The 25,508-nt window shown below is 60.4% G+C and carries 27 protein-coding genes and 1 riboswitch; of the genes, 7 read left to right on the top strand and 20 right to left on the bottom strand.

The window, feature by feature from the left end; all coding sequences use genetic code 11:
• Window positions 1–71: 71 nt before the first annotated feature.
• A complete protein-coding gene (locus ACN9M3_RS01695) occupies window positions 72–776 on the top strand; it encodes a 5'-methylthioadenosine/adenosylhomocysteine nucleosidase (protein WP_426320144.1) in 705 nt (234 codons plus the stop codon).
• On the opposite strand, the gene ACN9M3_RS01690 is transcribed toward ACN9M3_RS01695, so the two are convergent.
• A complete protein-coding gene (locus tag ACN9M3_RS01690; protein WP_028103394.1) occupies window positions 769–1,224 on the bottom strand; it encodes an Lrp/AsnC ligand binding domain-containing protein in 456 nt (151 codons plus the stop codon). The genes ACN9M3_RS01695 and ACN9M3_RS01690 overlap by 8 nt on opposite strands.
• Window positions 1,225–1,436: 212 nt before the next feature.
• Between ACN9M3_RS01690 and putA the strand changes: the two genes are divergently transcribed.
• Both putA and ACN9M3_RS01680 read left to right on the top strand, forming a co-directional pair.
• Window positions 1,437–5,066 (top strand): trifunctional transcriptional regulator/proline dehydrogenase/L-glutamate gamma-semialdehyde dehydrogenase, encoded by a 3,630-nt coding sequence (putA, locus tag ACN9M3_RS01685; RefSeq protein WP_426320141.1) that lies wholly within the window; start codon window positions 1,437–1,439, stop codon window positions 5,064–5,066.
• A 111-nt stretch (window positions 5,067–5,177) separates the two neighbouring features.
• Window positions 5,178–5,951: an REP-associated tyrosine transposase gene (locus ACN9M3_RS01680; protein ID WP_426320139.1), complete on the top strand. Its 774-nt coding sequence runs from the start codon at window positions 5,178–5,180 to the stop codon at window positions 5,949–5,951.
• Between the two features lie 56 nt (window positions 5,952–6,007).
• On the opposite strand, the gene ACN9M3_RS01675 is transcribed toward ACN9M3_RS01680, so the two are convergent.
• Window positions 6,008–6,976, bottom strand: coding sequence for a LysR family transcriptional regulator (locus tag ACN9M3_RS01675; protein WP_426166951.1), 969 nt, complete (start codon window positions 6,974–6,976; stop codon window positions 6,008–6,010).
• A gap of 102 nt (window positions 6,977–7,078) precedes the next feature.
• Here ACN9M3_RS01675 and ACN9M3_RS01670 point away from each other — a divergent pair, with 102 nt between their 5' ends.
• Window positions 7,079–7,342, top strand: a complete 264-nt coding sequence (locus ACN9M3_RS01670) for a hypothetical protein (RefSeq protein ID WP_426166949.1) — start codon at window positions 7,079–7,081, stop codon at window positions 7,340–7,342.
• Window positions 7,343–7,361: 19 nt separating this feature from the next.
• On the opposite strand, the gene ACN9M3_RS01665 is transcribed toward ACN9M3_RS01670, so the two are convergent.
• From ACN9M3_RS01665 to ACN9M3_RS01645, 5 genes are read right to left on the bottom strand one after another with little or no spacing between them, the layout of a single operon-like run.
• Entirely contained in the window at window positions 7,362–7,985 is a 624-nt protein-coding gene (locus tag ACN9M3_RS01665) for a chalcone isomerase family protein (protein ID WP_426320137.1), read from the bottom strand.
• Window positions 7,986–8,043: 58 nt separating this feature from the next.
• The gene (locus tag ACN9M3_RS01660) at window positions 8,044–8,298 is read right to left on the bottom strand and encodes a YfhL family 4Fe-4S dicluster ferredoxin (RefSeq protein WP_426166945.1); all 255 of its coding nucleotides are present in this window, start codon (window positions 8,296–8,298) and stop codon (window positions 8,044–8,046) included.
• Between the two features lie 12 nt (window positions 8,299–8,310).
• Entirely contained in the window at window positions 8,311–8,802 is a 492-nt protein-coding gene (gene coaD, locus ACN9M3_RS01655; RefSeq protein WP_057262219.1) for a pantetheine-phosphate adenylyltransferase, read from the bottom strand.
• Window positions 8,803–8,838: 36 nt separating this feature from the next.
• Window positions 8,839–9,423, bottom strand: coding sequence for a 16S rRNA (guanine(966)-N(2))-methyltransferase RsmD (gene rsmD / locus ACN9M3_RS01650; protein WP_426166943.1), 585 nt, complete (start codon window positions 9,421–9,423; stop codon window positions 8,839–8,841).
• Between the two features lie 36 nt (window positions 9,424–9,459).
• A complete protein-coding gene (locus ACN9M3_RS01645) occupies window positions 9,460–10,326 on the bottom strand; it encodes a DUF6279 family lipoprotein (RefSeq protein WP_426166941.1) in 867 nt (288 codons plus the stop codon).
• 30 nt (window positions 10,327–10,356) lie between these two features.
• Here ACN9M3_RS01645 and glmU point away from each other — a divergent pair, with 30 nt between their 5' ends.
• The gene (gene glmU / locus ACN9M3_RS01640) at window positions 10,357–11,736 is read left to right on the top strand and encodes a bifunctional UDP-N-acetylglucosamine diphosphorylase/glucosamine-1-phosphate N-acetyltransferase GlmU (protein WP_426320133.1); all 1,380 of its coding nucleotides are present in this window, start codon (window positions 10,357–10,359) and stop codon (window positions 11,734–11,736) included.
• On the opposite strand, the gene ACN9M3_RS01635 is transcribed toward glmU, so the two are convergent.
• Together ACN9M3_RS01635 and ACN9M3_RS01630 are read right to left on the bottom strand one after the other, a co-directional pair.
• Window positions 11,733–12,329, bottom strand: a complete 597-nt coding sequence (locus tag ACN9M3_RS01635; protein WP_426320131.1) for an ACP phosphodiesterase — start codon at window positions 12,327–12,329, stop codon at window positions 11,733–11,735. The two genes, glmU and ACN9M3_RS01635, sit on opposite strands and share 4 nt — an antisense overlap.
• Before the next feature lie 328 nt (window positions 12,330–12,657).
• Window positions 12,658–13,116, bottom strand: coding sequence for an Lrp/AsnC family transcriptional regulator (locus ACN9M3_RS01630; protein WP_426320129.1), 459 nt, complete (start codon window positions 13,114–13,116; stop codon window positions 12,658–12,660).
• A 129-nt stretch (window positions 13,117–13,245) separates the two neighbouring features.
• On the opposite strand from ACN9M3_RS01630, the gene glmS reads away from it, so the two are divergent.
• Window positions 13,246–15,075, top strand: coding sequence for a glutamine--fructose-6-phosphate transaminase (isomerizing) (gene glmS, locus ACN9M3_RS01625; protein ID WP_426320127.1), 1,830 nt, complete (start codon window positions 13,246–13,248; stop codon window positions 15,073–15,075).
• Between the two features lie 68 nt (window positions 15,076–15,143).
• Here the strand turns inward: glmS and ACN9M3_RS01620 are convergent, their stop codons facing one another.
• From ACN9M3_RS01620 to ACN9M3_RS01610, 3 genes are all read right to left on the bottom strand, one after another.
• On the bottom strand, window positions 15,144–15,737 hold the full coding sequence (locus tag ACN9M3_RS01620) for a mobile mystery protein B (RefSeq protein WP_426166931.1): 594 nt from the start codon (window positions 15,735–15,737) through the stop codon (window positions 15,144–15,146).
• Window positions 15,725–16,174: a mobile mystery protein A gene (locus tag ACN9M3_RS01615; protein WP_426166929.1), complete on the bottom strand. Its 450-nt coding sequence runs from the start codon at window positions 16,172–16,174 to the stop codon at window positions 15,725–15,727. Before ACN9M3_RS01615 ends, ACN9M3_RS01620 begins: the two co-directional genes overlap by 13 nt.
• 356 nt (window positions 16,175–16,530) lie before the next feature.
• Window positions 16,531–17,196, bottom strand: a complete 666-nt coding sequence (locus tag ACN9M3_RS01610; RefSeq protein ID WP_426320125.1) for an O-methyltransferase — start codon at window positions 17,194–17,196, stop codon at window positions 16,531–16,533.
• A gap of 35 nt (window positions 17,197–17,231) precedes the next feature.
• On the opposite strand from ACN9M3_RS01610, the gene ACN9M3_RS01605 reads away from it, so the two are divergent.
• Complete coding sequence (locus tag ACN9M3_RS01605; protein WP_426320123.1) at window positions 17,232–17,954, top strand: TetR family transcriptional regulator; 723 nt, start codon at window positions 17,232–17,234, stop codon at window positions 17,952–17,954.
• Here ACN9M3_RS01605 and ACN9M3_RS01600 read toward each other — a convergent pair.
• From ACN9M3_RS01600 to cbiE, 8 genes are all read right to left on the bottom strand, one after another.
• Window positions 17,903–19,948: a TonB-dependent receptor gene (locus ACN9M3_RS01600; RefSeq protein ID WP_426320121.1), complete on the bottom strand. Its 2,046-nt coding sequence runs from the start codon at window positions 19,946–19,948 to the stop codon at window positions 17,903–17,905. The genes ACN9M3_RS01605 and ACN9M3_RS01600 overlap by 52 nt on opposite strands.
• A 74-nt stretch (window positions 19,949–20,022) precedes the next feature.
• A riboswitch (cobalamin riboswitch) is annotated at window positions 20,023–20,249 on the bottom strand.
• Window positions 20,250–20,251: 2 nt separating this feature from the next.
• Entirely contained in the window at window positions 20,252–20,905 is a 654-nt protein-coding gene (bluB, locus tag ACN9M3_RS01595) for a 5,6-dimethylbenzimidazole synthase (RefSeq protein ID WP_426320119.1), read from the bottom strand.
• An 8-nt stretch (window positions 20,906–20,913) separates the two neighbouring features.
• The gene (locus ACN9M3_RS01590) at window positions 20,914–21,246 is read right to left on the bottom strand and encodes a (2Fe-2S) ferredoxin domain-containing protein (protein WP_426320117.1); all 333 of its coding nucleotides are present in this window, start codon (window positions 21,244–21,246) and stop codon (window positions 20,914–20,916) included.
• The gene (gene cobJ, locus ACN9M3_RS01585) at window positions 21,243–22,244 is read right to left on the bottom strand and encodes a precorrin-3B C(17)-methyltransferase (protein WP_426320115.1); all 1,002 of its coding nucleotides are present in this window, start codon (window positions 22,242–22,244) and stop codon (window positions 21,243–21,245) included. Before cobJ ends, ACN9M3_RS01590 begins: the two co-directional genes overlap by 4 nt.
• Entirely contained in the window at window positions 22,241–22,645 is a 405-nt protein-coding gene (locus ACN9M3_RS01580) for a cobalamin biosynthesis protein (RefSeq protein WP_426166915.1), read from the bottom strand. The genes cobJ and ACN9M3_RS01580 overlap by 4 nt, the downstream gene beginning before the upstream one ends.
• Window positions 22,642–23,406 (bottom strand): cobalamin biosynthesis central domain-containing protein, encoded by a 765-nt coding sequence (locus tag ACN9M3_RS01575; protein ID WP_426320113.1) that lies wholly within the window; start codon window positions 23,404–23,406, stop codon window positions 22,642–22,644. Before ACN9M3_RS01575 ends, ACN9M3_RS01580 begins: the two co-directional genes overlap by 4 nt.
• Window positions 23,403–24,194, bottom strand: coding sequence for a precorrin-2 C(20)-methyltransferase (gene cobI / locus ACN9M3_RS01570; RefSeq protein ID WP_426320111.1), 792 nt, complete (start codon window positions 24,192–24,194; stop codon window positions 23,403–23,405). The genes ACN9M3_RS01575 and cobI overlap by 4 nt, the downstream gene beginning before the upstream one ends.
• Window positions 24,191–25,507 (bottom strand): precorrin-6y C5,15-methyltransferase (decarboxylating) subunit CbiE, encoded by a 1,317-nt coding sequence (gene cbiE, locus ACN9M3_RS01565; RefSeq protein WP_426320109.1) that lies wholly within the window; start codon window positions 25,505–25,507, stop codon window positions 24,191–24,193. The genes cobI and cbiE overlap by 4 nt, the downstream gene beginning before the upstream one ends.
• Window position 25,508 lies beyond the last annotated feature (1 nt).

Genomic DNA, 25,508 nt, shown 5'->3' with positions numbered 1-25,508 from the left:
ACAGGGTCGCGTTTACTATCTACTACTATCCTTTCGTATACAACTTTAAATAAATAGAGGAAAACTCGCGCATGCGTCTCGGGATCATCTCCGCCTTGGCAGAAGAACAACAAGGTCTACTGGAAGCCATGGAGAGCCCCTACAAGCTCATTCACGGTAAGCGTGAGTACACGGCCGGAAAACTCTGGAAAATCGATTCTGTGGCTGTTTTATCGCGAATTGGCAAGGTCGCTGCTGCTGTGACTGCTGCAACACTTGTGGAGAAGTTCAACGTTACCCACATCATCTTTACCGGCGTTGCCGGTTCTGCAGACCTGGGGGTTCAAGTTGGAGATGTTGTCGTCGCGGATTCCCTGGCACAACATGACTTTGATGCCAGCCCGCTGTTTCCACGCTTCGAAATACCGCTGACCGGGCTTTCACGCATGCCTACAGATCGCGAATTGAGCCTGAAACTCAGCCTGGCTACACGCGAATTCCTGCAAAACAACGCACAAGTGCACCGCGGCCTGATCGGTAGTGGAGATCAATTCATCAAGGACAGGGCCCATCTGGGAGCCTTGAAAGACGCACTGCCTGATCTATTGGCAGTGGAAATGGAAGGCGCAGCAGTTGCCCAGGTTTGCCACGAACTGGGAATACCGTTTGCCATCATGAGGACGATTTCCGACAACGCCAACGAAGAAGCGGCGACGGATTTCATGCACTTCGTGCAAACCGTCGCCGCTCGCTACGCCTATGGCGTCATCCAGAATTTCTGCAAATCGCTTACTTGATCGGCAGTTTGGTAGTGTTTTTCACTTCTTCCATCACCGCATAAGTGTGGGTCTCGCGCACCCCCTTCTGCAGCAAAGTTTTCCCAAGGAACTCGCGGTAAGCCGCCATGTCTTTCACACGCGCCTTGACCAGGTAGTCAAAACCGCCGGCAACCATATGGCATTCCAGGACTTCGGGAATGAGCTGGACACTGTGTTTGAAGGCATCAAACACCTCGGGCGTAGTACGATCCAGCACGACTTCAATGAACACCAGCAGCGAAACATCGAGTAACTGCGGGTTCAGCTGCGCCGTATACCCCATGATGTAGCCGGCCTCGTGCAGCTTTCGCACCCGCTCAAGGCAAGCGGCAGGTGACAGGTTCACTCGCGCAGCCAGTTCCACATTGCTGATCCGGCCATCGTTCTGCAACTCGGCCAGAATCTTCTTACTGATCTTGTCCAGCATTACATCCCCACTATTAATTTTATTCGGTCAAATTCTCTCACCAAAAACTATCTATTGCTAGTAATAAGTATTACCAGAATTAATCCGAGCGATTCCGCCGTACAATCGAATCATTAGTTGCACTGCACAACACGCCCGCGCAAACAGGGTTTGCCGGGCGTGTTTTTGTGTCAACGCCCAGCTTTCTTACATACTAGCCAATAGAGACATTCATGCATCTGAACACCACTCCGTTCGCCGCACTTCAAGCAGAAATCCTGCGCGATCCCACCCCGCTGCGCAGCGCCATCACCGCTGCGTACCGCCGCGACGAGCAAACTGCCGTGCAATGGCTTCTGTCGCAAATTAACGTCGGTTCCCCGGAAACTACACAAGATGCACAGTCCCTGGCCAAGCGCCTGGTAACCGCTGTTCGTGAAAAGCGCACCCGTTCCTCCGGTGTGGATGCGCTGATGCATCAATTCTCGCTCTCGTCCGAAGAAGGCATCGCCTTGATGTGCCTGGCCGAAGCACTGTTACGCATTCCTGACTCCGCAACTGCAGACCGCCTGATCGCCGACAAGATTTCCAAAGGCGACTGGCGCAAGCACCTGGGCGAATCGCCTTCCCTGTTCGTGAATGCAGCGACCTGGGGCTTGCTGATTACTGGCAAACTGGTCAGCTCCTCCAGCGAAGAAGGGCTCGGCTCGGCGATCACCAGCCTGATCGCCAAAGGTGGCGAACCGTTGATCCGCAAAGGCGTCGACCTGGCGATGCGCATGCTGGGCAACCAGTTCGTCACCGGCCAGACGATCGATGAAGCAATCAAGAACGGCAAGGACAACGAAGCCCGCGGCTATCGTTATTCTTACGACATGCTGGGCGAAGCAGCGCTGACCGAAGCCGATGCAGCCAATTACTACGCCGCTTACGAAAAGGCGATCCACGCCATCGGCAAGGCATCGAATGGCCGCGGCATCCGCAATGGTCCAGGCATTTCCGTCAAGCTGTCCGCACTGCACCCGCGCTACAGCCGCGCCCAGCGCGAACGCGTGATGACCGAACTGCTGCCGCGCCTCACCGCCCTGGTCAAACTGGCCAAGGGCTACAACATCGGCCTGAATATCGACGCCGAAGAGGCCGATCGCCTGGAGCTGTCCCTGGACCTGATGGAAGCAATGGCCTTCAATCCTGAACTGGAAGGCTTCGACGGCATCGGCTTCGTGGTGCAGGCCTACCAGAAGCGCTGCCCATTCGTGATCGACTACCTGGTCGACCTGGCAAAGCGCAGCGGCCGCAAATTCATGGTGCGCCTGGTGAAAGGCGCCTACTGGGATGCTGAGATCAAGCGCGCCCAGGTCGATGGCATGCCTGGCTACCCGGTCTATACGCGCAAGGTTTACACCGACGTATCGTACCTGGCTTGCGCACAGCGACTGCTGGCAGCAAGCGACGTGATCTACCCGCAATTCGCCACCCACAATGCCCAAACGCTGTCCACGATCTACACCTGGGCCAAGCGCGACGGCATCAACGGCTACGAATTCCAATGCCTGCACGGCATGGGCGAGACCCTGTACGACCAGGTGGTCGGCGCAGAAAACCTCGACAAGGCTTGCCGCATTTACGCACCGGTCGGCTCGCATGAAACCTTGCTCGCCTACCTGGTACGCCGCCTACTGGAAAACGGCGCCAACTCCTCGTTCGTGAACCAGATCGTCGACGAAAGCATTCCGGTTGACTCCCTGATCACCAATCCGATCGAAGCCGCACGCAAACTGAATGGCGTACCGCACAACGGCATCGCACTCCCGCTGGACATGTTCGGCGCAGAACGCAAGAACTCCGCCGGTATCGACCTGTCGAACGAGGACGTGCTGCGCGAAGTTTCGCTGGCGCTGGCACAACCGCGCAGCTGGACCGCCGGCCCGCTGCTCGCAGTTGACGCCATTGCTGGCCAGGTTGCGCAACCTGTCATCAACCCAGCCCGCAAGGACGACGTCGTAGGTTCGGTGACCGAAGCCACTGCAGATGACGTCAACAACGCCCTGAACGCAGCCAGCCAATTCGCCATGGATTGGCAAACCACCGAACCATCGCAACGCGCCGCCTGCCTGGATCGTGCCGCCGACCTGTTCGAAACCCACAAACTGGAGCTGATGGCGCTGGCCGTGCGCGAAGCCGGCAAATCGCTGCCGAACGCAATTGCCGAAGTGCGTGAAGCAGTCGACTTCCTGCGCTACTACGCAGTGCAAGTGCGCGGCAGCACCAACACGCTGGCGCTGGGCCCTGTGACCTGCATCAGCCCATGGAACTTCCCGCTGGCGATCTTCACGGGCCAGGCCGCCGCAGCACTGGCAGCGGGCAATGTGGTGCTGGCAAAACCAGCCGAACAAACGCCGCTGATCGCGCAACGCGCAGTAGAACTGCTGCACGAAGCCGGCGTACCGCGCGCAGCGCTGCAATTCCTGCCAGGCCGCGGCGAAGTGGTTGGCGCAGGCCTGTGCAACGACACCCGCGTAAAAGGCGTGATCTTCACCGGCTCCACCGAAGTGGCGCAGCTGATCAACCGTACCCTGGCCAAGCGCTCGGTTGCTGAAAATGTGGACATCCCGCTGATCGCAGAAACCGGCGGCCAGAATGCGATGATCGTCGACTCCTCCTCGCTGCCGGAACAAGTGGTCGGCGACGCGATTTCGTCAGCCTTCGACAGCGCTGGCCAGCGCTGCTCCGCGTTGCGCGTGCTGTTCCTGCAAGAAGACATCGCCGACAAGACAATCAAGATGCTGAAAGGCGCGATGAAAGAGCTGCGAATCGGCTCGCCAGACCGCCTGGTGACCGACATCGGCCCAGTGATCGACAAGGAAGCGCAACAAAACCTGCTATCGCACATCGAAAAAGTACGCGCCCACGCCAAGGCCAGCTTCTCCCTGGAAGTACCAGGCGCCGACGCCGGAACGTTCGTGCCGCCGACGGTGCTGGAGATCAGCTCCCTGCCCGAGCTGACCAAGGAAGTGTTTGGCCCGGTGATGCACGTGATCCGCTACAAGCGTTCCGAACTCCCGAAAGTGATCGAGCAAATCAACGGCAGCGGCTTTGGCCTGACCCTCGGCGTGCACTCGCGCATCGACGAAACGATCGACTACATCACCTCCAGCGCACACGTAGGCAACATCTACGTCAACCGCAACATCGTCGGCGCGGTGGTGGGTGTGCAGCCATTCGGCGGCGAAGGCAAATCCGGCACTGGCCCGAAAGCCGGCGGCCCGCTGTACCTGAAGCGCCTGCTGCGCGGCGCCGTCACGCTAGAGCGCCATGAGCGCCAGGGGCTGCCTGCAATCGACTCGCTGGCAGCATGGGCCAAGGCACAAGGCAAGAGCCGCCTCGCAGCGCATATCGAAAGCTACGCACGCACCACGCCAGTGGGCAGCCTGACGGTCCTGCCAGGACCGACCGGTGAGCGCAATACGCTGGCCTACGTCCCACGCGGCAATATCGCCTGCTTCGCCTCGCACACCGACGTGCTGCTGAACCAGATTGCAGCCGCCCTGTCGACCGGCAATCGCGCCCTGATAGTAGATGGTTCGTTGCCGGCAGACCTGCCAGGAGACGTAAAAGCCGTGATCCAGACAGTAGCCGCCGCCGACATGTCAAAAGCCGACTTCCAGATCGCCCTGGTGGAATCCAGCCTCGGCGCCAAGTTGCGCCCAGAACTGGCCGCACGCGACGGAGCGATCGTATCGGTCATCGACACGACGGAAGAAGGCGACATCCCGCTGTGGCGCCTGATTGCCGAACGCGCCCTATGCGTCAACACCACCGCCGCCGGCGGCAACGCCAGCCTGATGACCCTCGACGCCTAACTACGGCTCACTTCGTGTCACACCTTGGGGTCACACCCCAAGTGTGACACGGGCTCAACTGTTTGATTTTCGTCAGCATGCACGGCATGTTCAGATGCTAGCGTTGCAGTTATGAGCCGCGCCCCACGCATCGTATTTCCTGGAGCGATCTACCACGTAACTTCGCGTGGGAATCGTCGTGCTGCCATTTATCATGACCGGCGCGATCACCTGATTTGGCTCGACACATTGTCTGAAACCGTGGACAAGCACGAGCTTAAGGTATATGCCTTTTGCCTGATGCCGAACCACTATCATTTGTTGATAGAAACGGTTCAAGCCAATTTGTCGGCCGCTATGCTTCAGCTGAATTCCTCATACTGCCAGCACTTCAACCATCGGCACGGATTAACCGGCCACGTTATCCAAGGCCGCTTCCACGCGGTCAACGTGGCAAGAAGTGAGCAAATGCTCGCAGTGGCCCGCTATATCAGTCTCAATCCCGTACGGGCAAAACTCGTACATGATGCCGCCGATTGGCCGTGGAGCAGTCATCGGTACTATCTCGCCCTTGACGATGCGCCAGGTTGGCTCGAAACCAGCTGGCTGCTCTCGCAATTTGGATCAGGCGACCGGAGCCAAAGAGTCGCCGCCTACCAGGAATTCGTCGCGAACGGGATCGATCTACCCGATCCACTGCGCTTTCATAAAGAACGTCCCAATCCGCAATCGGAAGATGCTCAATCCTTAATCGCCTTCGCTTCGATTTACCAAGACCGCGACGAAGCCATGGCGCGTGCGTTTCAAACCAGCGCCTACACGCGCGAGCAAATCGCAAACCACTTCGGAGTATCAATACGGACAGTCGCGAGGGCAATCGACCGTTTTCTGCCAAACAGCCGATGAGGCCGTGTCACACTTGGGGTGTGACCCCATGGTGTGACACGAGCCCGGCTGTAGGCTTAGTAGGTGTCGTTTTTGGGATTGGTGCCGGGGGCGGTCTTCTGGGCGACCGAGTTCATGCTCTCGAGGTGGCTGCGCAGCCATTTGTGGGCTGGGCTGCGGGCGTCGCGTTCGTGCCAGAGCATGTCCAGGTGTACGGCTGGGAGCTGGAATGGCAGCTCTTTGTAGATCAGCGCATCTGTCATGCCAGTGGAGGCGATCAGGTGCTTCGGCAACACGGTGATCAGGTCGCTATTGGCCACCACGCGGCCAGCGGTGAAGAACTGGTTCACCGTCAGCAGGATGCGGCGTTCGCGCTGAATCTGCGCCAGCGCTTCGTCGACCAGGCCATGCGCACGGCCGGAAAAGCTGACCAGCAGGTGGTTGGCCCCGCAGTAGTTATCCAGCGTCAGGTCTTGCTTGGCCAGCGGGTGCCCGCGCCGCATCACGGCCACGTAAATCCCGGAATACAGGCGTTCATGGCGAATCGGTGAGCTCGGTTCGCTCATCAACTGCGCTGCGACGCCAGGGAAGAAGCCGACCGCCAGGTCGATATCCCCGCGCAGCAGCATCGGCCGCGGCTCCCGCGTTGTCAAAGGTACCATGCGGATGTTCACGCCTGGCGCTTCGCGTTCAATCGAGCGCATCAGGGAAGGCAGCCAGAACGCGGCCGTTGCATCGGCCATCGCCATGCGGAACGTGGCATGGGTCTTGGACACGTCAAACGTGCCCGGCGTCACCGCAGCTTCCAGCGAGGCCAGTGCGCTGCGGACTTGGGGCCACAGCGCTTCCGCCCTGGGCGTCGGCTTTACGCCATAGGCCGTGCGGATCAGTAAGTCGTCGCCCAGGCTTTCGCGCAGGCGCTTGATGGCGTTCGACACCGCCGGCTGCGTCATGGCCAGGTGGCCGGCAGCGCGCGTCAGGTTCTGCTCAGTCATTACCGCGTCGAAAACGCGCAGCAGATTCAGGTCCAGGGTCAGAAAGCTCATCGGTCATTCACACCAATAATGATTGTTATGGAGAAACGGAATTGGCGTTATATGTTGCGGCGCACTATAGTACCAATAGATTCTAAAGGTATAGAAACAGCCATGTCTACTTACATTAACATCATCGAATTTGCACAGTACCTGCCGCTGGTGATCCTGGCGCTGGCGCTGGCATTCGTGTTCAAGCCGCTGCTGCGTGGTATCGCCCGCGCTGCCGTGCTTGTCGTTAAGCCAAAGTTGAGCAAAGAGGAACGCTTGCAACGTCGCCTGATGCGCGACACCATGATGTTCAAGCGTATGCTGAATTCGATGGAAGGCTCGCCTAGCCACGTCGCAGAACTGCGAGCAATGGCCTGCCGCGCGTAAGCCTTCCGCAGCGCAGCAATCAGTTCGTTTCCGGTGCTGGGGCTGGTTTTTCCGCGCCTGACAACAGTTTCGGTTTCAGCGAAGAATCAACCGGCTTGTTGCCGATCCAGATGCGCATGATGGCGTTGAAGAACGCCTGGTCCGGCAGCGTTTCCCCGACCTTCTTCCCGTTCAGGAACGGCTGGGAGCCGGTCGAAGGGTTCCAGTCCACGATCAGCTCGTCGCCCTTCTTCAGTCCAGGGAACTGGGCAAAAATCTCCCCGAAAGCCTTGGTCTGAGGCAGCAGCTTGGTGCGTTCTTCCGGGCTGACGTTGTCGTTCAGGCCCTTCATGAAGGCCATGCCGAAGTCGTCCGAGCTCAGGTCACGCATGGCGACGATGCGAATGCGGCGCGGCCCGCCAACGCTCAGCACGTCCTGCACGGTGGTTTTCTTTTCTTGCAGGTAAAAGCCTACCGCGTAGACCTTGAACACCAGCTTGGTGCGCACGCCGGCGCCGTTCAGCTTGAGGTCATGGCCGGCTACGCTGACCGTTTCGGGGAATTTGACACCCGCTACTTCGGCGGCAAATGCGGGCAGGCTGCTGGCGGCCAAGAAAGCGGCGGCGGCAGCAGTTTGTAAAAGTTTACGGCGAGTAATACTCATTTTGTCTCCGTTTGTATCAAGTAGCAATATACCGCAGAGCTACCCTTTTTGGGAGGCATCAGGTCTTATCTGCCTGCAATTTCTCGAATTTTGCCAACAGTTGCTCCTTGCTTTCCCGCCAATCTGGATTAAATGGAATGCAAGAGACCGGGCAGACCTGCTGGCACTGCGGTTCATCGAAGTGACCGACGCATTCGGTGCACTTGTTGGGATCAATTTCGTAGATCTCCGGACCCATGTAGATCGCGTCGTTCGGGCACTCGGGCTCGCACACGTCGCAATTGATGCAGTCGTCGGTAATCATTAAAGCCATGGCATTACTCTCTTATTCGCCCTTGCGCGCTGCGATCTTTTTACGCAGCCAGCGGTCGACGGACGGGAAAACAAACTTGGATACGTCGCCGCCAAGCTCTGCGATCTCGCGCACGATGGTGCCCGAGATGAACTGGTACTGGTCGGATGGGGTCAGGAACAGCGTTTCCACATCCGGCAGCATGTAGCGGTTCATGCCCGCCATCTGGAATTCAAACTCGAAGTCGGACACGGCGCGCAGGCCGCGCACAATCACGCGTGCATCGTGCTCGCGCACGAAGTCTTTCAACAGGCCGGAAAAGCTCTCGACTTTGACGTTTGGATAATGGCCCAGCACTTCGTTGGCAATTTCCAGCCGTTCTTCAAGCGTGAAGAACGGATGCTTGTTCTGGCTATCGGCCACGCCGACGATCAGTGTGTCGAACAGGCCCGATGCGCGGCGCACCAGGTCTTCGTGACCCCGGGTCAGCGGGTCGAAAGTACCCGGATAAACTGCTACAACCATTGCAACTCCATGCGTTTGGCTTAGGACAAAGAAGAATTATGCCTCATTTTCAGGCAATGCCTGAAGCAGGTGGTAGTACACCATGCCCGCCTTGTCGGCACGCACCACTTCCCAGCCGTCGAAGGCCAGCGGTGCTTCCGCCTCGGCATAAACCAGGCCGCCGTCCTTGAGCAGCGCGCGGCACAGCGGCAGCGCGCGCTCCAGCAGGCCTTGCTGGTAAGGCGGGTCGAGGAAAATCAGGTCGAATCTGGCGCCGCGGCCGGCCAGCGATTGCGCCGTCGCCAAGGCGTCGCCGCGCTGAATGGCGATATTGGTGGCTTTCAGCTTTTCGCGGTTGGCTTCCAGCTGGCGCACGACGGCGCTGTTGGCGTCAACCATGGTGACCTTGGCCGCGCCGCGGCTGGCGGCCTCGAAACCGAGGGCGCCGCTGCCGGCAAACAGGTCCAGCACCTGGGTGTCGCTCCAGGCGGCATCGTGCAGGTGGTTGATCCAGTTGAAGACGGTTTCGCGCACGCGGTCTGGCGTTGGGCGGAGGCCTAGTGCTTCCAGCACCGGCAATGGCGTGCGCTTCCAGTCGCCGCCAATGATGCGGACCTGGTTGGGGACTTTCTTTTTTTGCATGGCCGGCATTATCTCATGCCGTCTGGGCGCCAAGGCTTAATGCACTTGCGCCGCAAGGGTATTCAGGTCCTTGATCCAGCCTTCCATGCGCTTTTGCGCGTGGGCTTTCTGCTCTGGCGTAGTGATGCGCACGACGGTGTGGACAAGTTCCACGGTCGACTGGGTATAGTTCTCGAAGAAGGCTTTGCGTTCAGATGCGTCCAAGCGGTCAAAGCCCGAGCGGATCAATTCTTCGACCCACTGCGTGGCCACTTGCTTGCTCGGCCGCTCGGTCATGATCTTGCGCGCCAGGTTCATGATCTTCTGCTGGCGCCGGATACGCTCGTCGAGCCACAGCGCATTATCCAGCGGCCGCGCGTCGGAGGTCTTGCGGATGATGGCTTCCTGCTCATCGCTGAAACCACCGAACCATAGTTCGAACTGTTCCATCGACTTCTTGAAGCGGAACTTGTTCTGGTCCTGGGCATCGCCCTTCATGTTCTCCTTGTGGAATTTGACATTGTTCTTGGTGAACTTCTTCTCCATGCCGGCGAGTTGCTCGGGCTTGAGCGACAGCGCCAGCTCCGCGATATCGGGGGCAGAGCGCAGCAGCAGCGCCTCGGTACGGTCGCGGATATCCACATAGTCGGCCATCAGGTCGGCCTGCGTCGGGTTGCCGCGCAACTGGCGTTGGGCCTTTTGCAGGAACTGAACATAGTCCTGAAGCTGGGTCTTGCGGTGCCAGCGGAAAAATTCGTCGATATCCTGCTTGACCTCCGCCTTCTGTTCGCTGTCGAAATCGACGTAGGCGTCGAGCCACCAGTACAGCAAGGTATCGCCGTTGTTATAAGCCAGCCGCAGGGAGCTGCATGCTGCGAGCAGAAGGGCAAAAGCCAGCACGATGCACGTGTTAAACTTTTTCATCTTTTAACTCACACAAGAAAACTACGGTCTATGAACGTCGTCATTCTCGCCGCCGGCATGGGTAAGCGCATGCAGTCGGCGCTGCCAAAAGTTTTGCATCCCGTAGCCGGCAAGCCTCTGTTGTCCCACGTCATCGACACCGCGCGCAGCCTGTCTCCGGCTAAATTGTGCGTCATTTACGGGCACGGCGGCGCAGCGGTGCTGGCTTCGCTGGACAAGCACAAGGCCGTTCCCGGCACCGAAATCTCGGCCGCCCTGCAGGAACCGCAACTCGGCACCGGCCACGCTGTCCAGCAAGGCCTGGAGCACCTCGACGACGACCAGCCAACCCTGGTGCTGTATGGCGACGTGCCGCTGACTTCCGCCGCTTCCCTGAAACGCCTGGCCGAAGCCGCCGGCAAGGACAAGCTGGGCATCCTGACCGTGGTGCAGGACAACCCGTTCGGCCTGGGCCGCATCGTTCGCGTGGGCGGAGCGATCCAGCGCATCGTTGAAGAGAAGGATGCCACAGAAGCCGAGCGCCTGATCAAGGAAATCAATTCCGGCATCATGGTGATCCCGACCGCCAAGCTGAAGCAGTGGCTGGGCAAGCTGAAAAACGAAAACGCGCAAGGCGAGTACTACCTGACCGATATCGTCGCCATGGCGGTGGAAGAAGGCGTGCAAGTCGTCTCGGCCCACCCTGCCGCAGCGTGGGAAGTGCTGGGCGTGAACAGCAAGGCCCAACTGGCCGAACTGGAACGCATCTACCAGCGCAATGTCGCCAACTGCCTGCTGGACAAAGGCGTGACCCTGGCCGACCCTGCGCGTATCGACGTGCGTGGCGAGCTGACTTGTGGCCGCGATGTGACAATCGACGTTGGCTGCGTCTTCGAAGGCAAGGTCGAAATCGGCGAGGGCGCAACCATCGGTCCGAACTGCGTGCTGATTAACGCGAAGATCGGCGCCGCCGCCAATATCAAGGCTTTTACCCATATCGAAGAAGCGGTGGTCGGCGACAAGGGCCAGATCGGACCTTATGCCCGCCTGCGCCCTGGCACCGAACTGGGTGAAGACGTCCATGTGGGTAACTTCGTCGAAATCAAGAACAGCCAGGTCGCCGCGCACAGCAAGGCAAACCACCTGGCTTACGTGGGCGATGCTACCGTCGGTTCGCGCGTGAACATCGGCGCCGGCACCATCACCTGCAACTACGATGGCGCGAACAAGTTCCGCACCGTGATCGAAGACGACGCCTTCATCGGCAGCGACAGCCAGCTCGTGGCGCCTGTAACCGTGGGCGCAGGCGCGACCATCGGCGCCGGCACGACGCTGACCAAGGACGCACCAGCCGGCAAGCTGACCATCTCGCGCCCTAAACAGTTGACGGTTGAAGGCTGGAAGCGCCCAGTGAAGGTAAAGAAGACCTAAGCAACCGAGAACTGGCGGCGGCGCTGGTAAGTAAATTTCACCAGCTCGGGGAAGAAGCGATCGAAACCATCGGCGATCGCTTCGTAGTGCTGCTGCACTTCCCCGATGCCCTCGCGCAGCAGGTGGCCGTTCCGGCTTAACCTGTCCGACATGCGGGTCAGCGCCAGCTCGACCCCGCTGAACTCCCCATAAGCACCCAGCCAGTCCTGCTTGATCAGCTTGGGTAGGATTTCGCGCAGCCGCTCCGGCAACTGCCCTTCATGCGCCGCCAGGGCGCCGTAGAAGCGCTCGATCAGTTCCTGGCGCGGCTCCTCGCAGTATTCGTCCCAGCGCTGGCTCAGGATATGGTCGTAGAACACGTCCAGCACGATGCCCGCATAACGCCGCCGGCCTTCCGTGAACAAGCTTTTGGCCTCGGTCACTACCGGGTGGCTATCCGTGAAAGAGTCGATAAATCGGTGCAGCGCGATCTCATTCGCGATCTCCGGCGCGTAGTGATCCCCGCCGTTCGCTTTGACGAAATCGCCCAGCATAGCGCCGACCATGGCCGCCTCGCTATGGCGTGCCAGGTAGATATGTGCGAGGTAGTTCATGCCCCATTCTAGCGCTGTGGATAAAGATGTGTAAAAGCCGGTGCAATTCCGCCTGAAAACCATGGGACAGGCCTTGGATAAGAGGCGGCTGACACGCGCAAATTATCCACACAGCGCGCGGTTGCACTGCGTCTGTGGAAAAGCCTGGGGAATACCGGCTAACAACCACGGATAACTTAAAACTGTGGATAAGGATGTGGGAAACCCTGCGGAAAACGCGAGGATATGCGGTGCGTATCGCTGGATAACCGCGCCGGAGCGGCGCGGTGGTGTGGAAAAAGATGTGTATAAGCCTGTGCTTAGCCCGGTATAAACCGGGATAACTGGCTCAGACCGGAATGCTGGTCTCGAACTTGCTCCGGAAAGTGGAAAAGTAGGCTTTGACATTGCGCACATTGGCCTGCCCGGCGAACAAACGGTGGGCCAATGCATGGTAGGCCGGCATGTCCGACACCTGCACGATGAGCACGAAATCCGGCCCGGGAGAGACGCGATAGCACTGGAGTATGGCCGGTTCCGGCGCCACCAGCGCCTCGAATTCCGTCATCCGCTCAGCGGCCTGGATATCCAGGGAGATTTCCACAACCGCCGTCAGGTGCGCCCCGACCTTATCCGCGGCAACCAGGGCAACCTCCCGTTCTATGACCCCGGAATCACGCAAATGCTTGACCCGGCGCAAGCAGGTTGGCGCAGACACGTGCACCGCGGCAGCCAGTTCAGCGTTGGTTTGGGAGGCATCCTTCTGCAAAGCGTTGAGGATGCGACGATCAATTTCATCAAAGTCCATAATTTGAAAGAATATTTCTACATGCTTGCACTGAGAAATATTCTTTCACAGTACAGAGAAATGAGAAAGCAAATTTCTTCGTGCCTGCTCTAGCATGCATCCATTAACTTTTAAAGAATGAGGTCGCGTATGTGCGGTATCGTCGGCGCTGTAGCCCAGCGCAATATCACCCCCATCCTGGTTGAAGGCCTGAAGCGCCTGGAATACCGCGGCTACGACTCGTGCGGCGTCGCCCTGCACCTGGACGGCAAACTGCAGCGCTCCCGCAGCACCTCCCGCGTGGCCGACCTCGAAAAGCAGATCGACGAAGGTGGCCTGAACGGCTTCACCGGCATTGCCCACACGCGTTGGGCCACCCACGGCGCCCCAGCCTCGCACAACGCCCACCCGCACTTCTCGCCAAGCGAGTCGGCCGCCCGCATCGCCCTGGTCCACAACGGCATCATTGAAAACCACGACGAACTGCGCGCCGAACTGACCGCCCTGGGTTACGTCTTCACCAGCCAGACCGACACCGAAGTGATCGCCCACCTGGTCGACCACATGTACAACGGCGACCTGTTCGACACCGTGCAGCACGCCGTCAAGCGCCTGCACGGCGCCTACGCCATCGCCGTGTTCTGCCGCGAAGAGCCGCACCGCGTGGTCGCCGCGCGCCAGGGCTCGCCGCTGATCGTCGGCATCGGCCAGGGTGAAAACTTCGTCGCCTCCGACGCCATGGCGCTGGCCGGCACCACCGACCAGATCATTTACCTGGAAGAAGGCGACGTGGTCGACCTGCAACTGGGCCGCGTCTGGATCGTCGACGTCGACGGCAAACAGGTGCAGCGCGAAGTAAAGACTGTGCACGCCCACACCGGCGCGGCGGAACTGGGTCCATACCGCCACTTCATGCAGAAGGAAATCTTCGAGCAGCCACGCGTGGTCGGCGACACGCTGGAAGGCGTGACCGGCATCATGCCGGAACTGTTCGGCGACGGCGCCTACAAGGTCTTCAAGGAAATCGACCGCGTGCTGATCCTCGCCTGCGGCACCAGCTACTATGCCGGATCGACCGCCAAGTACTGGATCGAATCGATCGCCAAAGTACCGGTCAGCGTGGAGATCGCCTCCGAATACCGTTACCGCGACAGCGTGCCAAATCCTAAGACCCTGGTGGTGACCATCTCCCAGTCCGGCGAAACCGCCGACACCATCGCCGCGCTGAAGCACGCGCGCAGCCTGGGCATGGAGCACACCCTGACCATCTGCAACGTGGCCACCAGCGCCATGGTGCGCGAGTGCAAACTGGCCTACATCACCCGTGCCGGTGTTGAAGTAGGCGTGGCATCGACCAAAGCCTTCACCACCCAGCTCGCCGCCCTGTTCCTGCTGACCCTCAGCCTGGCACAAGTGAATGGCCTGCTGACCGAAGAACAGGAATCTGCACACCTGAAAGCCATGCGCCACCTGCCTTCCGCCATTGCCGCCGTGCTGGCGCTGGAACCGCAGATCATCGCCTGGGCCGAAGAATTCGCGCGCAAGGAAAACGCCCTGTTCTTGGGCCGCGGCATGCACTACCCGATCGCCCTGGAAGGCGCGCTGAAGCTGAAAGAGATTTCGTACATCCACGCGGAAGCTTATCCAGCCGGTGAACTGAAACACGGCCCGCTGGCGCTGGTGACCGACGAAATGCCGGTGGTGACCATCGCCCCGAACGACGCGCTGCTGGAAAAACTGAAATCGAACATGCAGGAAGTGCGCGCCCGCGGCGGCCAGCTCTACGTCTTCGCCGACGTCGATTCGCGCATCACCTCAGGCGACGGCCTGCACGTGATCCGCCTGCCGGAACACTACGGCCAGTTGTCGCCGATCCTGCACGTGGTTGCGCTGCAGCTGCTGGCCTATCACACAGCCCTCGCACGCGGTACCGACGTTGACAAGCCACGTAATCTGGCGAAATCTGTGACTGTCGAATAATCGCCACGACATATTCAGCTCGCCGTGCCGCCTAACCTCATGCCGACCAAATTTGGTCAGCATGAGGATTATGACCTTACGAAATTCAACAAGGGAGCGTAATCGCGCGCGTCAGCCGCTTGTAGTGCAGCGATGTAAGCAGAACGTGTTGCCGATGCGGCGTTCAAGTTGACTTGTCCCCAAGTGAATGGCGCAGCGCCATTCACTTGCAGGAAGACCTCTGTGAGAAGCCGAGCGTGGCGACCGTTCCCGTTCGGAAATGGATGGATCAAGACGAGACGATGATGTAGCCGAGTGGCGATCTCGTCCAGAGGATACGAACTGAACTCGAGCTGAGTTTTCACGTCGCCGAGTAGATTGTGTAGGTCCACTGCAATTCGTGCCGGATCGACACCAATCGATTTCTCAGTGTTGCGAAATGTGCCAGCCCATTTCCATGTTTTGCCAAACATCTGCTTATGCAGTTTTCGTACATAGTCCTCAGAGAGAATGTCGCCGCGATAGCGGTTGTTAAACGCCCAATTTCTCCCCGCTAAGATATTCGATGTTTCCCATTCGTCGAGCTCTCCACGGGTGGTGATGTGTTTAGGGATCAGGCCTGCTACCTCATCCGGATCGTTTGGTGTGGCGCCGGGGGCGTGCGATCCGCCTAGCGGTCCCATAGCTTGCCCCAGCGCCCTCTCATGATTCTTTCCTTTTCTTCGTTCAGCAAGGAATTCTTGAATTTATCCGACGGTTCTTGATTCTCCAGGCTCATCGTGTGAGCAACTTTCGCGATGTTTCTCTTCGCAACGATGGTCGCTTGTTGTTCGACCTTGGTTTGCAACTCTTGACGAGGAACCAAAACATAGCGCAACTCACAATCCAATGCCTCGGCAGCACGATGCAAACTGTCCAATGTGATCGTGCCACCTTTTTCCGACTGTTCCATGGCCACGACCGTGCTTTGCGCAACTCCCATGCGTTCCGCTAGTTGACGGGTGGTCATTCCTACCGTTTTGCGAATTGATTGAATCCAGCCAACAGGTGGGCGCGGAGGAATGTGAACACCTCGCAAGGCCTCGCTTAACTGTCCAAGTTGTAACTTTTTGATGTCCATGCGAGTGTAAAAATATCGATCATGATCGATATTTTAGCTCAAACTTGATCGATTTAAAGCGATCAATAATAAAATAAATTATAGGTTAAACACGATCATTTATGACGCAAAAGATCGATTATGATCAATTTTTTTTCCACGAACCCGAAGCGGGTATTTAGACGACCACGTCGGTGCCCATGTCTTGGCATGCGTTTGCTACGGCATGTCGCTATCCTGTTCGGGGAATAGCTGATCAGAATCAGGGCTGCGGCGACAGCGATCAAATGAAAGCACAAGTCCCTCTGCAATACCGGTCGCCTGAGCCGCTACTTCCCCGGTGCAGCGCTCGATGGAGTGGGCGGACGCTTCGTGACTTAGTTGCGCTTCATCGAAAGTTCAACGTCGCCGGGCAACGGCAAGGACAGGTAGTCGCCGTCCGGCTCGCGCACCACCGACATGTACTCAGGGCAGTAATCTGCATTGTCGGCGATGATCAGCGCGCCGGGACGCAGGCGGTGTTCCACCAGGCGCAGGATGTCGAAGTACAGGCCTTTGGCGCCATCAAGCAGCAGTAGATCGATCTGTTCCGGCAAGCCGGCGCGCAGAGTTTCCAGTGCGTCGCCCTCGCGGATTTCAACCAGGTCAAGCAGGCCGCCTGCCTCAAGATTCTCGCGGGCGCGCTGTGCCTTGGATGGCTCGAACTCCGTGGTGATCAGCAGGCCGCCGCCGTTGTCGCGCAGTGCTGCCGCCAGATGCAGGGTCGAGATGCCGAATGAGGTGCCGAATTCGACGATCACGTTTGCCTTGGCGTTGCGCGCCAACATGTACAGCAGCAGGCCCGTCTCGCGCGACACCGGGATCGCGGCGTCTTTCAGGTCCGCGTAGATTTCGCGATAGCCGGTCTTGCTGCTCATGATGCGCACGCGCTCCTCTTCCGGCAGTGCGGCGAAGGCGGCGATAGCAGGCACCCGTGTGCTTTTGGCGTCGTCAAACAGGCGGTTCAGCAGGGGCGCGACAGGTGCGGAAGTCAGGGTAATCATTGGGTATTCCTTTCTTGTGTAAGAGCAGGAATAATATGAATAATCCTTCACATTTCATATTCGCGTTCCCAGGACCCGCCATGACCGATAGCAAAAACGCCCGTGTTTCCTCGCGAAGAAGGCCAAAACAGGCCCGCTCAAATGACCTCGTCAGCGCAATTCTGCAGGCAGCTATTCAGGTTTTGGCGAAAGAAGGCGCCCGCCGCTTCACCACAACGCGCGTGGCGGAGCGCGCGGGCGTGAGCGTGGGCTCGATCTACCAGTACTTCCCCAACAAGGCTTCGATCCTGTTTCGCCTGCAAAGCGACGAGTGGCAGCAAACGTCGGCCATGCTGTCGGATATCCTGCAGGATGCAGCGAAGCCGCCGCTGGAGCGCTTGCGTAAGCTGGTGTATGCCTTTGTGCGCTCGGAATGTGAAGAAGCGTCGGTGCGTACGGCCCTGAACGACGCGGCGCCGCTTTACCGCGACGCGCCAGAGGCCATCGAAACCAAAGCCTCCGGCGATCGGATGTTCCGGACTTTTATCGACCAGGTGCTGCCCAATGCCACCAATGCGGAGCGTACCTTGGCAAGCGACCTGGTGATGGATACTCTCAGCGCCGTCGGCCAGCAGTTTTCCCAGGAACCCCGTACCGATAAGGAGATCAAGGCTTACGCTGGCGGCCTGGCCGATATGCTGTGCGCATATCTGGCCGGGCTGGCGGATCAGAACACGGCGCGCAAAGTCAAACGCACCGTGCGCGGTTCGCCGGGGTGAAAGTGGATGTCGGACACGCCTTCTGCCGGTTCGCCCGCGAGGCGTGAGGCGTAGTAGTAGTCGACATCACTCGCCTTGCGGTCAAACAGGTTGAACACGTCGGCCGTCAGCTGCCAGCGGCGGTCGAAGCGATAGCTGGTGCGCAAGTAGGCGATAGCCGTGCTGGACGAGCGAACGCTGTTGTCCTCCATCAGCGGCCGCGGACCGAAATAGCGCAGCTGGAACGCGCCGGACCATGGGCCGATGTCGTTCAGCGTTGCGCCAAACGAAGCCACCTTCTCGACAGCGCCCGGCACACGGTCGCCGGCGGCGTCGAACTCGGTGTAGCGCGCACGCGAATAGGCCAGGTCGAAGTCCAGCAGCAGGTGCTTGGTCGCGGCGTAGTGATTGTTCCACTCGACGCCGGAACGCTTGCTGGCTCGGCTCGGCGCCGTGTCGCCGGCATCGCCGGAAAATACCAGTTCGGACCCGGAACGCAGGCGCCACAGTGCGACCGAGCTTTGCAGGCCGGTCACGAACTCGCTGCGGGCGCCGACTTCCGCACCGCGCGTTTTCACCAGCGGCGTGACAGGATCGACAGGCTCGCGTTCGCGTGGCGACAGGCGTGCCGTGGTACCGCGCGCATCGTTGCTGTGGAAGCCTTCTCCGTAGTTCACAAAGAACTCCGTCTTGCTCCAGGGCCCGAGCACAAGGGAGATCTTGGGTGATGCAATGTGATCGTTCACCTTCCCGCTGTTCTCCGCGATAGAGCTGCCGACATTGAAGCGGTAGCTGTCGTAGCGGACGCCGGCAATGGAGCGCAGCCAGTCCGTCCACTGCACTGTGTTCTGGAACCATGCGGCCATGCTCGCTTCGGTAACACGCGATTCGGCGATCGGGTGCCGCACCTGCTGCTGCGTCGTTGCGTACAGCCCGACTGGCGCAATGCGGTCGAAGCGCCCCTGCACGCCGATGTTGTTCTCCATCGAGCGTTGGCCGAGTTGACCGAACCAGGTTTGGGTCAGGTCGAAACCCGTCATCTTGCGGCGTTCCGTCTGCAGCACCTGGTCGCCGTTGACCGGATCGTCGAGGAAATAGGTGACGTCGTTGTACAGCGAGAGATCGTTGCGTACCAGATAGGCGTGCGCCTCCGTCAGCGTGTCGCCCGCGCGCTTGCGCCACTCGGCGGAAAGGCTGTAGCGCGCGGTGCGGCCGCCGTCGCTCGGATCGGCCGCACCGAATTCATCCAGCCGTCCGTCCTGTACCGCGCGCAGCGGGATCTGGCTGGTCGCGTGCCAGCCGGCCTTGTACGCCATGCCGGTAATGCTGAAACGCTCCGCGCTGTTGCCCGAACTGTATCGCAGCACACCCGTCGATTTGTGGAACGCTTCCGGCATCTGCCAAGGGCCGTCGTTGTGGCCGAAATCGAGTGCATACAGCAGGTTGCCGTTGCCAACCTCGGTGGAATTCGCCACTACGCCGCGGCGATAGTTATCCGCGCCGACGGTCAGCGATGCAAAATTTTCGTTCAGCTTATCAGACAGGCCCATATGCGCGGCGCCGGCCGATGCAAAATCGCCTTCGTCTGCGTAATAGGGGCCTTTGCGGTAGCGGATGCGGCCAACCAGTTCTGGAATCAGGAAATTCAGGTCCGTATAGCCCTGGCCGTGGCCGTGCGTGCGCATATTGACCGGCATGCCGTCGACGAAGGTGGCGAAGTCGGTACCGTGGTCCAGGTTGAAGCCGCGCAGGTAGTACTGGTTCGCCTTGCCGTCGCCGCTGTGCTGGGTGACGATCATGCCCGGCACGAATTCAAGGATCTCGCCGGGCCGCAATGCAGGCCGGTTGGCGATCAGTGCCGAAGTGATGGTTCCTTCGCTGGCAGCGTCGGAAGTGCGAATGCCATTGTCATAGTGATGGCCAACGACGTACACCCTGGCTGGTGTCTCTTGCTCTTGTGCCTGCGCGACAGCGCACAAGGCCCCCGCGACCATGGGGATCAGTTTCTTTTTCATTATGGATGTTTGAATCGGCAATCCCGCCCACCTCCCCGTGAGCGCGACCGAACAGCGCGCGCATCGTCGCCGATGCGTGCACCACCTGTCTGGCCGGTATCCGGGCTGGCAAGGCAAACCGTCTTGCCTTCCCATGCTTGCGCACAGTGGCTTGTGTAGACGGCCTTCGTTGGAGAACGATGCTTGCTTACCGTTGCGGGGGCAGCACACCCTGGCCTGCCGGCTGAACCAGCACGGCCATGTGTTTCCCGTTTAACTGCACGCTTGAACGCGCGCGAGGCACCAAACGGCGGCGATTATACGCTATGCACTGTTGTTATCCTGCCACCTGTCGGTATAAACCAGGTCGGCCAGCTTGCCGCGCATGGCCCATCCTTCGAGTTCCAGCATCGGCTTGGGATAAAAGCCGGCGACGTGCCCGAGGCAGATGATGGCGACCGGCTTGCCGCCTTCAGGAATGCCCAGCAAGGCAGCCAGCTTGAGCGGGTCGAACAGCGAGACCCAACCCATGCCAAGGCCTTCCACGCGGGCGGCCAGCCACATGTTCTGGATAGCGCAGGCTGCCGAGGCCAGGTCCATTTCGGGCAAGGTGCGGCGGCCGAAGATGTGCTTTTCGCGATGGTCCATCAGGGCTGCCACCAGCACTTCGCCGCAGTCACGGATGCCTTCGACCTTCAGCCGCATGAACTCTTCGTTGCGGTCGCCAAGAGCGGCGCCGGTGGCCCGGCGCTCTTCGTCAACCAGCCGATACATCTGCTCGCGCAGCTCGGGGCTCTCGATGCGGATGAAGCGCCAGGGCTGCATCAGGCCGACACTTGGCGCCTGGTGGGCCGCTGCTAACAGGCGCATGAGGAGGTCTTCATCGATTGCACCAGGTACGAAGTGGCGCACGTCGCGCCGTTCGGCAATTACACGATAAACGGCATCAATCGCTGCCTGGTCAAAACTGCTTTGCACTTCTACTCTCACTGTTGATGGAACACGATTTCCTCAACGGCCTGTCCATTGCACAGGTGCTGGTCGATGATGCGGTCCATGTTCTCGGGAGTGACATTGTAGTACCAGGTGCCGTCCGGCTGGACGCAGACGATCGGGCCGCCCTTGCAGGCCGCAAAGCAGCTTACCCGGCTGCGTTTCACGCGCAGCTCGCCCTCATTCAGCCCCGCGGCCTTGAACTTGTCGCCCAGGCTGTCGAACAGGGCCTGCGACTGGCCGTCGGCAGTGCAGCGCGGGCCGGTGCAAATCAGCAGGTGGCGGTGGTAGCTGCTGATCTTTGGTTTTACCGGGGTGTCGCTCATGCTTCGCTCCCTTCCGCTTCGGTGCTGGTCTCGGCTTCCCACGGCTCGTCGAGCGTGGCGCGGATATAGTCGGCGGGCAGTCGGTACTGCGCTGCCAGTTCTTCAATGCTGGCACCGGCTTCGTGTTCGGCGCGCAGCGTATCGAGCCATCCCAGCAGGCCTGTCGACAGGGAACGGCCTGCACGCTCACCTTCGCGCGTCGCGCCACCCTCTTGCATGTCGTACTTGTTGGCGTAGCCGCGCGGCGTTACCATCAGGCCGTTGCGCACGAAGGTGTTGCTGTTGCCAATCAGGACAGTGCTGAGCATGCCAATGTCGGCGTCGGCCATGCTGTCGAGGGTGGTGAAGACAATATTTTCGCGGCGGCGGTAGGCGCTCTTGACGATGGCAACTGGTGTGTCGGCACGGCGGTGGCGCAGGAACAGTCGCTGCGCTTCGACGATCTGGCGTGTGCGGCGGCCGCTTTTCGGGTTGTACAGCGCCACAACGAAGTCCGCCATCGCCACCGCATCCAGGCGGCGGGCAATGGTCGGCCAGGGCGTCAGCAGGTCGGACAGCGAAATCGCGCAGAAGTCGTGGGTCAGCGGTGCGCCGACCAGGGCCGCGCAGCTGTTCAGGGCCGATGCGCCGGGGATGATCTCCACTTGCACCGGGTCTTCCGGGGTCCAGCCGGACTGGAACAGCACTTCGTAGGTCGGACCGGCCATGCCGTATACGCCGGCGTCGCCGGACGAAATCAGGGCCACCTTCTTGCCGGCGCGCGCGGCTTCGAGTGCGCTGACGGCGCGGTCCAGTTCTTCCGTCATCGATTTGCGGATGATCTCCTTGCCTTCAATGAGGTCGGCCACCAGCTTGATGTAGGTGACGTAGCCGATCACCACGTCCGCCTCGGCGATAGCGTCGCGGGCGCGTTGCGTCATGTGGTCCACGCTGCCGGGACCAATCCCGACCAGCATGATCTTTCCCGCAGAAGCAGGTTGTTCGAATGGAGCGTTCATGGATTCTTCCTTGCGATTGAGACGGTGACATTGCGGTTGTCCACGCCTCGGAGTTTGAATTTTTCGACCACCAGGGCGGTCATTGGCGTGCCTGGGCCGGCGGCCAGCAGGGCGGCAGCCTCGCTTACCGATGGCGTGCCGGTGTAGCGGCGCACGGTTTCTGAAGGATTCGGTACCGGAACGGCCGCCAATTCTTCCGGTGCGTAGAAGTGCAGCGGCCAGCCATTTTCTTCGGCGAAAGCGAGCAAAGCTTCTTCATCGCGTTTCAGCGTGATGCTTGCGGCGGCGCTTACCTGCCCGGGTTGGGCTCCGGCCTCGCGCAGCGCTGCATGCACGGCCTCACGCACCGTTTGCAGCATGGCGCCACGGTCGCAACCAAGGCCGATCGTGAAAGTGCTCACGCTGCGCCGTCCAGAGGCGGGCGATACACCACCAGTCGTTCGTGGAGGGCATTCCAGCGTTCTTCCGACACCTCGGCATGGGTTACCCACAGCAGCGCGGTGTAGCGCTCCAGCAGTACGTCGTCGAAGTGCTTGAAGAAGTGAATGTTGTCCGGCAGCGGCGTCGGCCTGGTCCACCAATTCGGGCTGCCGGCTTCCTGTACGAAGGCGATCGGTTCGCCGTTCACGACGTGCGCAGAAACGCGCGTGATGTTGATCTTGGGCGCTTCCACTCGCCAGCCAAGGTGGCGGCCAAGGATATCGACCGGAATGGTGCGGCCCACGTCCGACGCGGTGGTCAGCACAGGCACTGCGCCCAGCAAGTCGGCTACGCGTTCGCTCCATTCGTTGGCACCACCGACGTGGCCGGACAGGACCGGAATCACGAACTGGCCGGCGTCGTCCACCACAATCACGCCGGGGTCTTCGTCCTTGCTGCGCAGGTGGGGGGCGATCAGGCGCACCACGGCGCCAAGCGACACGAAGAACACGATCTGGTCGTAGCCTTCAATCAAGGGGCCGATTTCATCGCGCAGCGCGCCGTCGTAGGCGCGTACCGCATTCGGCAGGCCGGAAAATTGCGCCGCAAACTTGGCGGAAGTGCAGATGTCGGCGCCGGGCAGGTCGGCGGCCAGGCGTGCAGCCTGTGCCGCGCCATGCTTCGTGATGGCTACCAGGCATAAGCGCGGCGCCGCTGTGTCGACAATTGATAAGCTGCTCATGCAGTCTCCAGGGTTAATGGTTGAGGGCCGGGCTTCTTGAGGCAGCCCTTGATGCGTTCACCGCGAATGCGCTGTCCGTGCTTGACGATCAGCAGCGACAGGTAGCTGACTTTGGTGCCCCGCAGCGCCAGGATCTCGACGCCGCTGAAGCGACGCTCGTCCGGAGCGCCGACACGTTCGATAAAGTGCGCGCCCGCCAGCAAATCCTTGCGCTCAAGCCAGTCGATCAGTTCATCGAGCAGGGGCTTCACCTTCATCAACACCAGGGTGTCGAAGTCCGGCAACAGACGGTCGATGGCGCTGACGCCATATGCCGCTGGCACGATTGCGACCGTGTCATCCTGTTCTGCGAACGGCACTGGCACTTCGGCGCAGGCGGCGGTGAAGGCGTTGACGCCGGCGATGACTTGCACAGGCACCTGCTCGTCCAAAGCCCGCACCGTGCGCGCCAGGTGGCCGAAGGTGGCATAGGTGCTGGCGTCCCCTTCGACGAGAAAAAGCACGTCGCGGCCCGCGCGAAGCCAGGGCAGCACGGTTTCGGCGGCCTTCATCCAGGCCCGTGCGAGCTTTTCGCCGTCGTGCGTCATGGGGAACAGCAGCAATTCATGCTTGTCGGGCGGTGCAAGGCCGGCGCGTTGCACAATATCGAATGCGTAGCTTGGGGTCTTGCCGCTGCGCGCCGGGTAGACCCAAATCGCATCGCGCCGCTGCAACGCTTCCCACGCGGCGCGTGTAATCAGGCCCGGGTCGCCGGGGCCGAGGGAGATCCCCCACAAGGTACCGCTCATGCTGTTCCCCCAGAGCGGCGTGCACAAACGATCCACACAGGATTTTCGGCCGCCATGCGGTGCATGTGCAGGATCGGCTTGCTGCGCGCGGCCTGCAATTGCAGCACGTCCCAGCTCACGCCGTTGCTCTCCAGCGCCTGCAATGCGGCAGTGGCCGTGGCAAGGTTTTCAAGCGTGACGAAGTTCATCACCAGCGTGCCGCCGGGACGCAAGCGTCGCAGCACGCCGGTAATCAATCCCGCAAGTTCGCCGCCCGAGCCGCCGATGAATACGGCGTCCGGATCGGGCCAGGCATCCAGGCCATCGGGCGCCTTGGCGTGGTACAGGCTGTAATTTGCCACGCCGAACGCAGCGTGGTTGCGGCCTGCGATGGCGCAGTCATCCTCGTTCTTTTCGATGGCAAACACGTGCCCCTGTGGGCACAAACGGGCCGCTTCCAGGCCTACCGAGCCGGAACCGGCGCCGATATCCCACACCACGCTGTCGGATCGAAGCTGGAGCCGCGCCAGGCTGACGGCGCGCACTTCCTGCTTGGTGATCAGGCCCTTCTCCGGCTGGCGCTGTTCGAATTCCGCGTCCGCCAGGCCGAATCGCACAGGGCTTGGCACCGGCGTTACGCGCCATAGCAACACGACGTTCAGGGCGGCGAACTGCATGCCAGCCGCTTCACGTGGGCTAAGTTCTGCCAGTACGCGTTCCTCTGGCTGCAGAAGGTTCTCTGCGACCGCCATGTGGAAATCGTCGCCCAGGCCTTCAGCCAGCAGCAGCCGGGCGATGCGGTCCGGACTGTTGTCAGGACTGGTCAGCACCAGCAGGCGTGCATGCTGGCGCAGCGCCTGGGCCAGTCCGTACAGGCCGTGGCCAGGTGTACTGCCGCGCGACCATTCGCCGGCGTCGCGGGCATGAACCGACACAATGCGCGCATCTTGCCAGGCCAGCCCGATGCGTGCGCAAGCCAGCTGCAGCGTCGACAGGTTGGGGAGTATCTCCAGCGCCTGCACGCACAGGTGCTGCGCCAGGTAAGGCGCAATACCGTGGCACAGCGGATCGCCGGTCGCCAGCACCGCGCAGCACAAGTTGTCGGCACGCGCGGCGCGCACCCAGTCGGGAACCTCCTTCAGGCGTGCAGTCAGGTCGCGGCAGATGGCGCCTGGCTTGAACTCATTCTTCATCAGCGCGAGAGTGCGGGCGCCGCCGATCACCACGTCGGCATTGCGCAGCCATGCCAGCGCTGTTGCATTCAGGCTTGCGGCACCGTCATCCAGCACGCCGATCACGCGGCAGGGATTGGGATCAGTTAAACAGGTATCCATG

The sequence above is a fragment of the Pseudoduganella sp. R-43 genome, from assembly GCF_049913255.1.
GTDB lineage: Bacteria > Pseudomonadota > Gammaproteobacteria > Burkholderiales > Burkholderiaceae_D > Rugamonas.
The sequence above is the reverse complement of the archived record's forward strand: the minus strand, read 5'-3'. Positions and strand labels throughout refer to the sequence as shown.

Coding starts and splice junctions, on each gene's coding strand:
- ACN9M3_RS01695 (WP_426320144.1), top strand. CDS start 72: ATGCGTCTCGGGATCATCTCCGCCTTGGCAGAAGAACAACAAGGTCTA.
- ACN9M3_RS01690 (WP_028103394.1), bottom strand. CDS start 1,224: ATGCTGGACAAGATCAGTAAGAAGATTCTGGCCGAGTTGCAGAACGAT.
- putA (WP_426320141.1), top strand. CDS start 1,437: ATGCATCTGAACACCACTCCGTTCGCCGCACTTCAAGCAGAAATCCTG.
- ACN9M3_RS01680 (WP_426320139.1), top strand. CDS start 5,178: ATGAGCCGCGCCCCACGCATCGTATTTCCTGGAGCGATCTACCACGTA.
- ACN9M3_RS01675 (WP_426166951.1), bottom strand. CDS start 6,976: ATGAGCTTTCTGACCCTGGACCTGAATCTGCTGCGCGTTTTCGACGCG.
- ACN9M3_RS01670 (WP_426166949.1), top strand. CDS start 7,079: ATGTCTACTTACATTAACATCATCGAATTTGCACAGTACCTGCCGCTG.
- ACN9M3_RS01665 (WP_426320137.1), bottom strand. CDS start 7,985: ATGAGTATTACTCGCCGTAAACTTTTACAAACTGCTGCCGCCGCCGCT.
- ACN9M3_RS01660 (WP_426166945.1), bottom strand. CDS start 8,298: ATGGCTTTAATGATTACCGACGACTGCATCAATTGCGACGTGTGCGAG.
- coaD (WP_057262219.1), bottom strand. CDS start 8,802: ATGGTTGTAGCAGTTTATCCGGGTACTTTCGACCCGCTGACCCGGGGT.
- rsmD (WP_426166943.1), bottom strand. CDS start 9,423: ATGCAAAAAAAGAAAGTCCCCAACCAGGTCCGCATCATTGGCGGCGAC.
- ACN9M3_RS01645 (WP_426166941.1), bottom strand. CDS start 10,326: ATGAAAAAGTTTAACACGTGCATCGTGCTGGCTTTTGCCCTTCTGCTC.
- glmU (WP_426320133.1), top strand. CDS start 10,357: ATGAACGTCGTCATTCTCGCCGCCGGCATGGGTAAGCGCATGCAGTCG.
- ACN9M3_RS01635 (WP_426320131.1), bottom strand. CDS start 12,329: ATGAACTACCTCGCACATATCTACCTGGCACGCCATAGCGAGGCGGCC.
- ACN9M3_RS01630 (WP_426320129.1), bottom strand. CDS start 13,116: ATGGACTTTGATGAAATTGATCGTCGCATCCTCAACGCTTTGCAGAAG.
- glmS (WP_426320127.1), top strand. CDS start 13,246: ATGTGCGGTATCGTCGGCGCTGTAGCCCAGCGCAATATCACCCCCATC.
- ACN9M3_RS01620 (WP_426166931.1), bottom strand. CDS start 15,737: ATGGGACCGCTAGGCGGATCGCACGCCCCCGGCGCCACACCAAACGAT.
- ACN9M3_RS01615 (WP_426166929.1), bottom strand. CDS start 16,174: ATGGACATCAAAAAGTTACAACTTGGACAGTTAAGCGAGGCCTTGCGA.
- ACN9M3_RS01610 (WP_426320125.1), bottom strand. CDS start 17,196: ATGATTACCCTGACTTCCGCACCTGTCGCGCCCCTGCTGAACCGCCTG.
- ACN9M3_RS01605 (WP_426320123.1), top strand. CDS start 17,232: ATGAATAATCCTTCACATTTCATATTCGCGTTCCCAGGACCCGCCATG.
- ACN9M3_RS01600 (WP_426320121.1), bottom strand. CDS start 19,948: ATGAAAAAGAAACTGATCCCCATGGTCGCGGGGGCCTTGTGCGCTGTC.
- ACN9M3_RS01590 (WP_426320117.1), bottom strand. CDS start 21,246: ATGAGCGACACCCCGGTAAAACCAAAGATCAGCAGCTACCACCGCCAC.
- cobJ (WP_426320115.1), bottom strand. CDS start 22,244: ATGAACGCTCCATTCGAACAACCTGCTTCTGCGGGAAAGATCATGCTG.
- ACN9M3_RS01575 (WP_426320113.1), bottom strand. CDS start 23,406: ATGAGCAGCTTATCAATTGTCGACACAGCGGCGCCGCGCTTATGCCTG.
- cobI (WP_426320111.1), bottom strand. CDS start 24,194: ATGAGCGGTACCTTGTGGGGGATCTCCCTCGGCCCCGGCGACCCGGGC.
- cbiE (WP_426320109.1), bottom strand. CDS start 25,507: ATGGATACCTGTTTAACTGATCCCAATCCCTGCCGCGTGATCGGCGTG.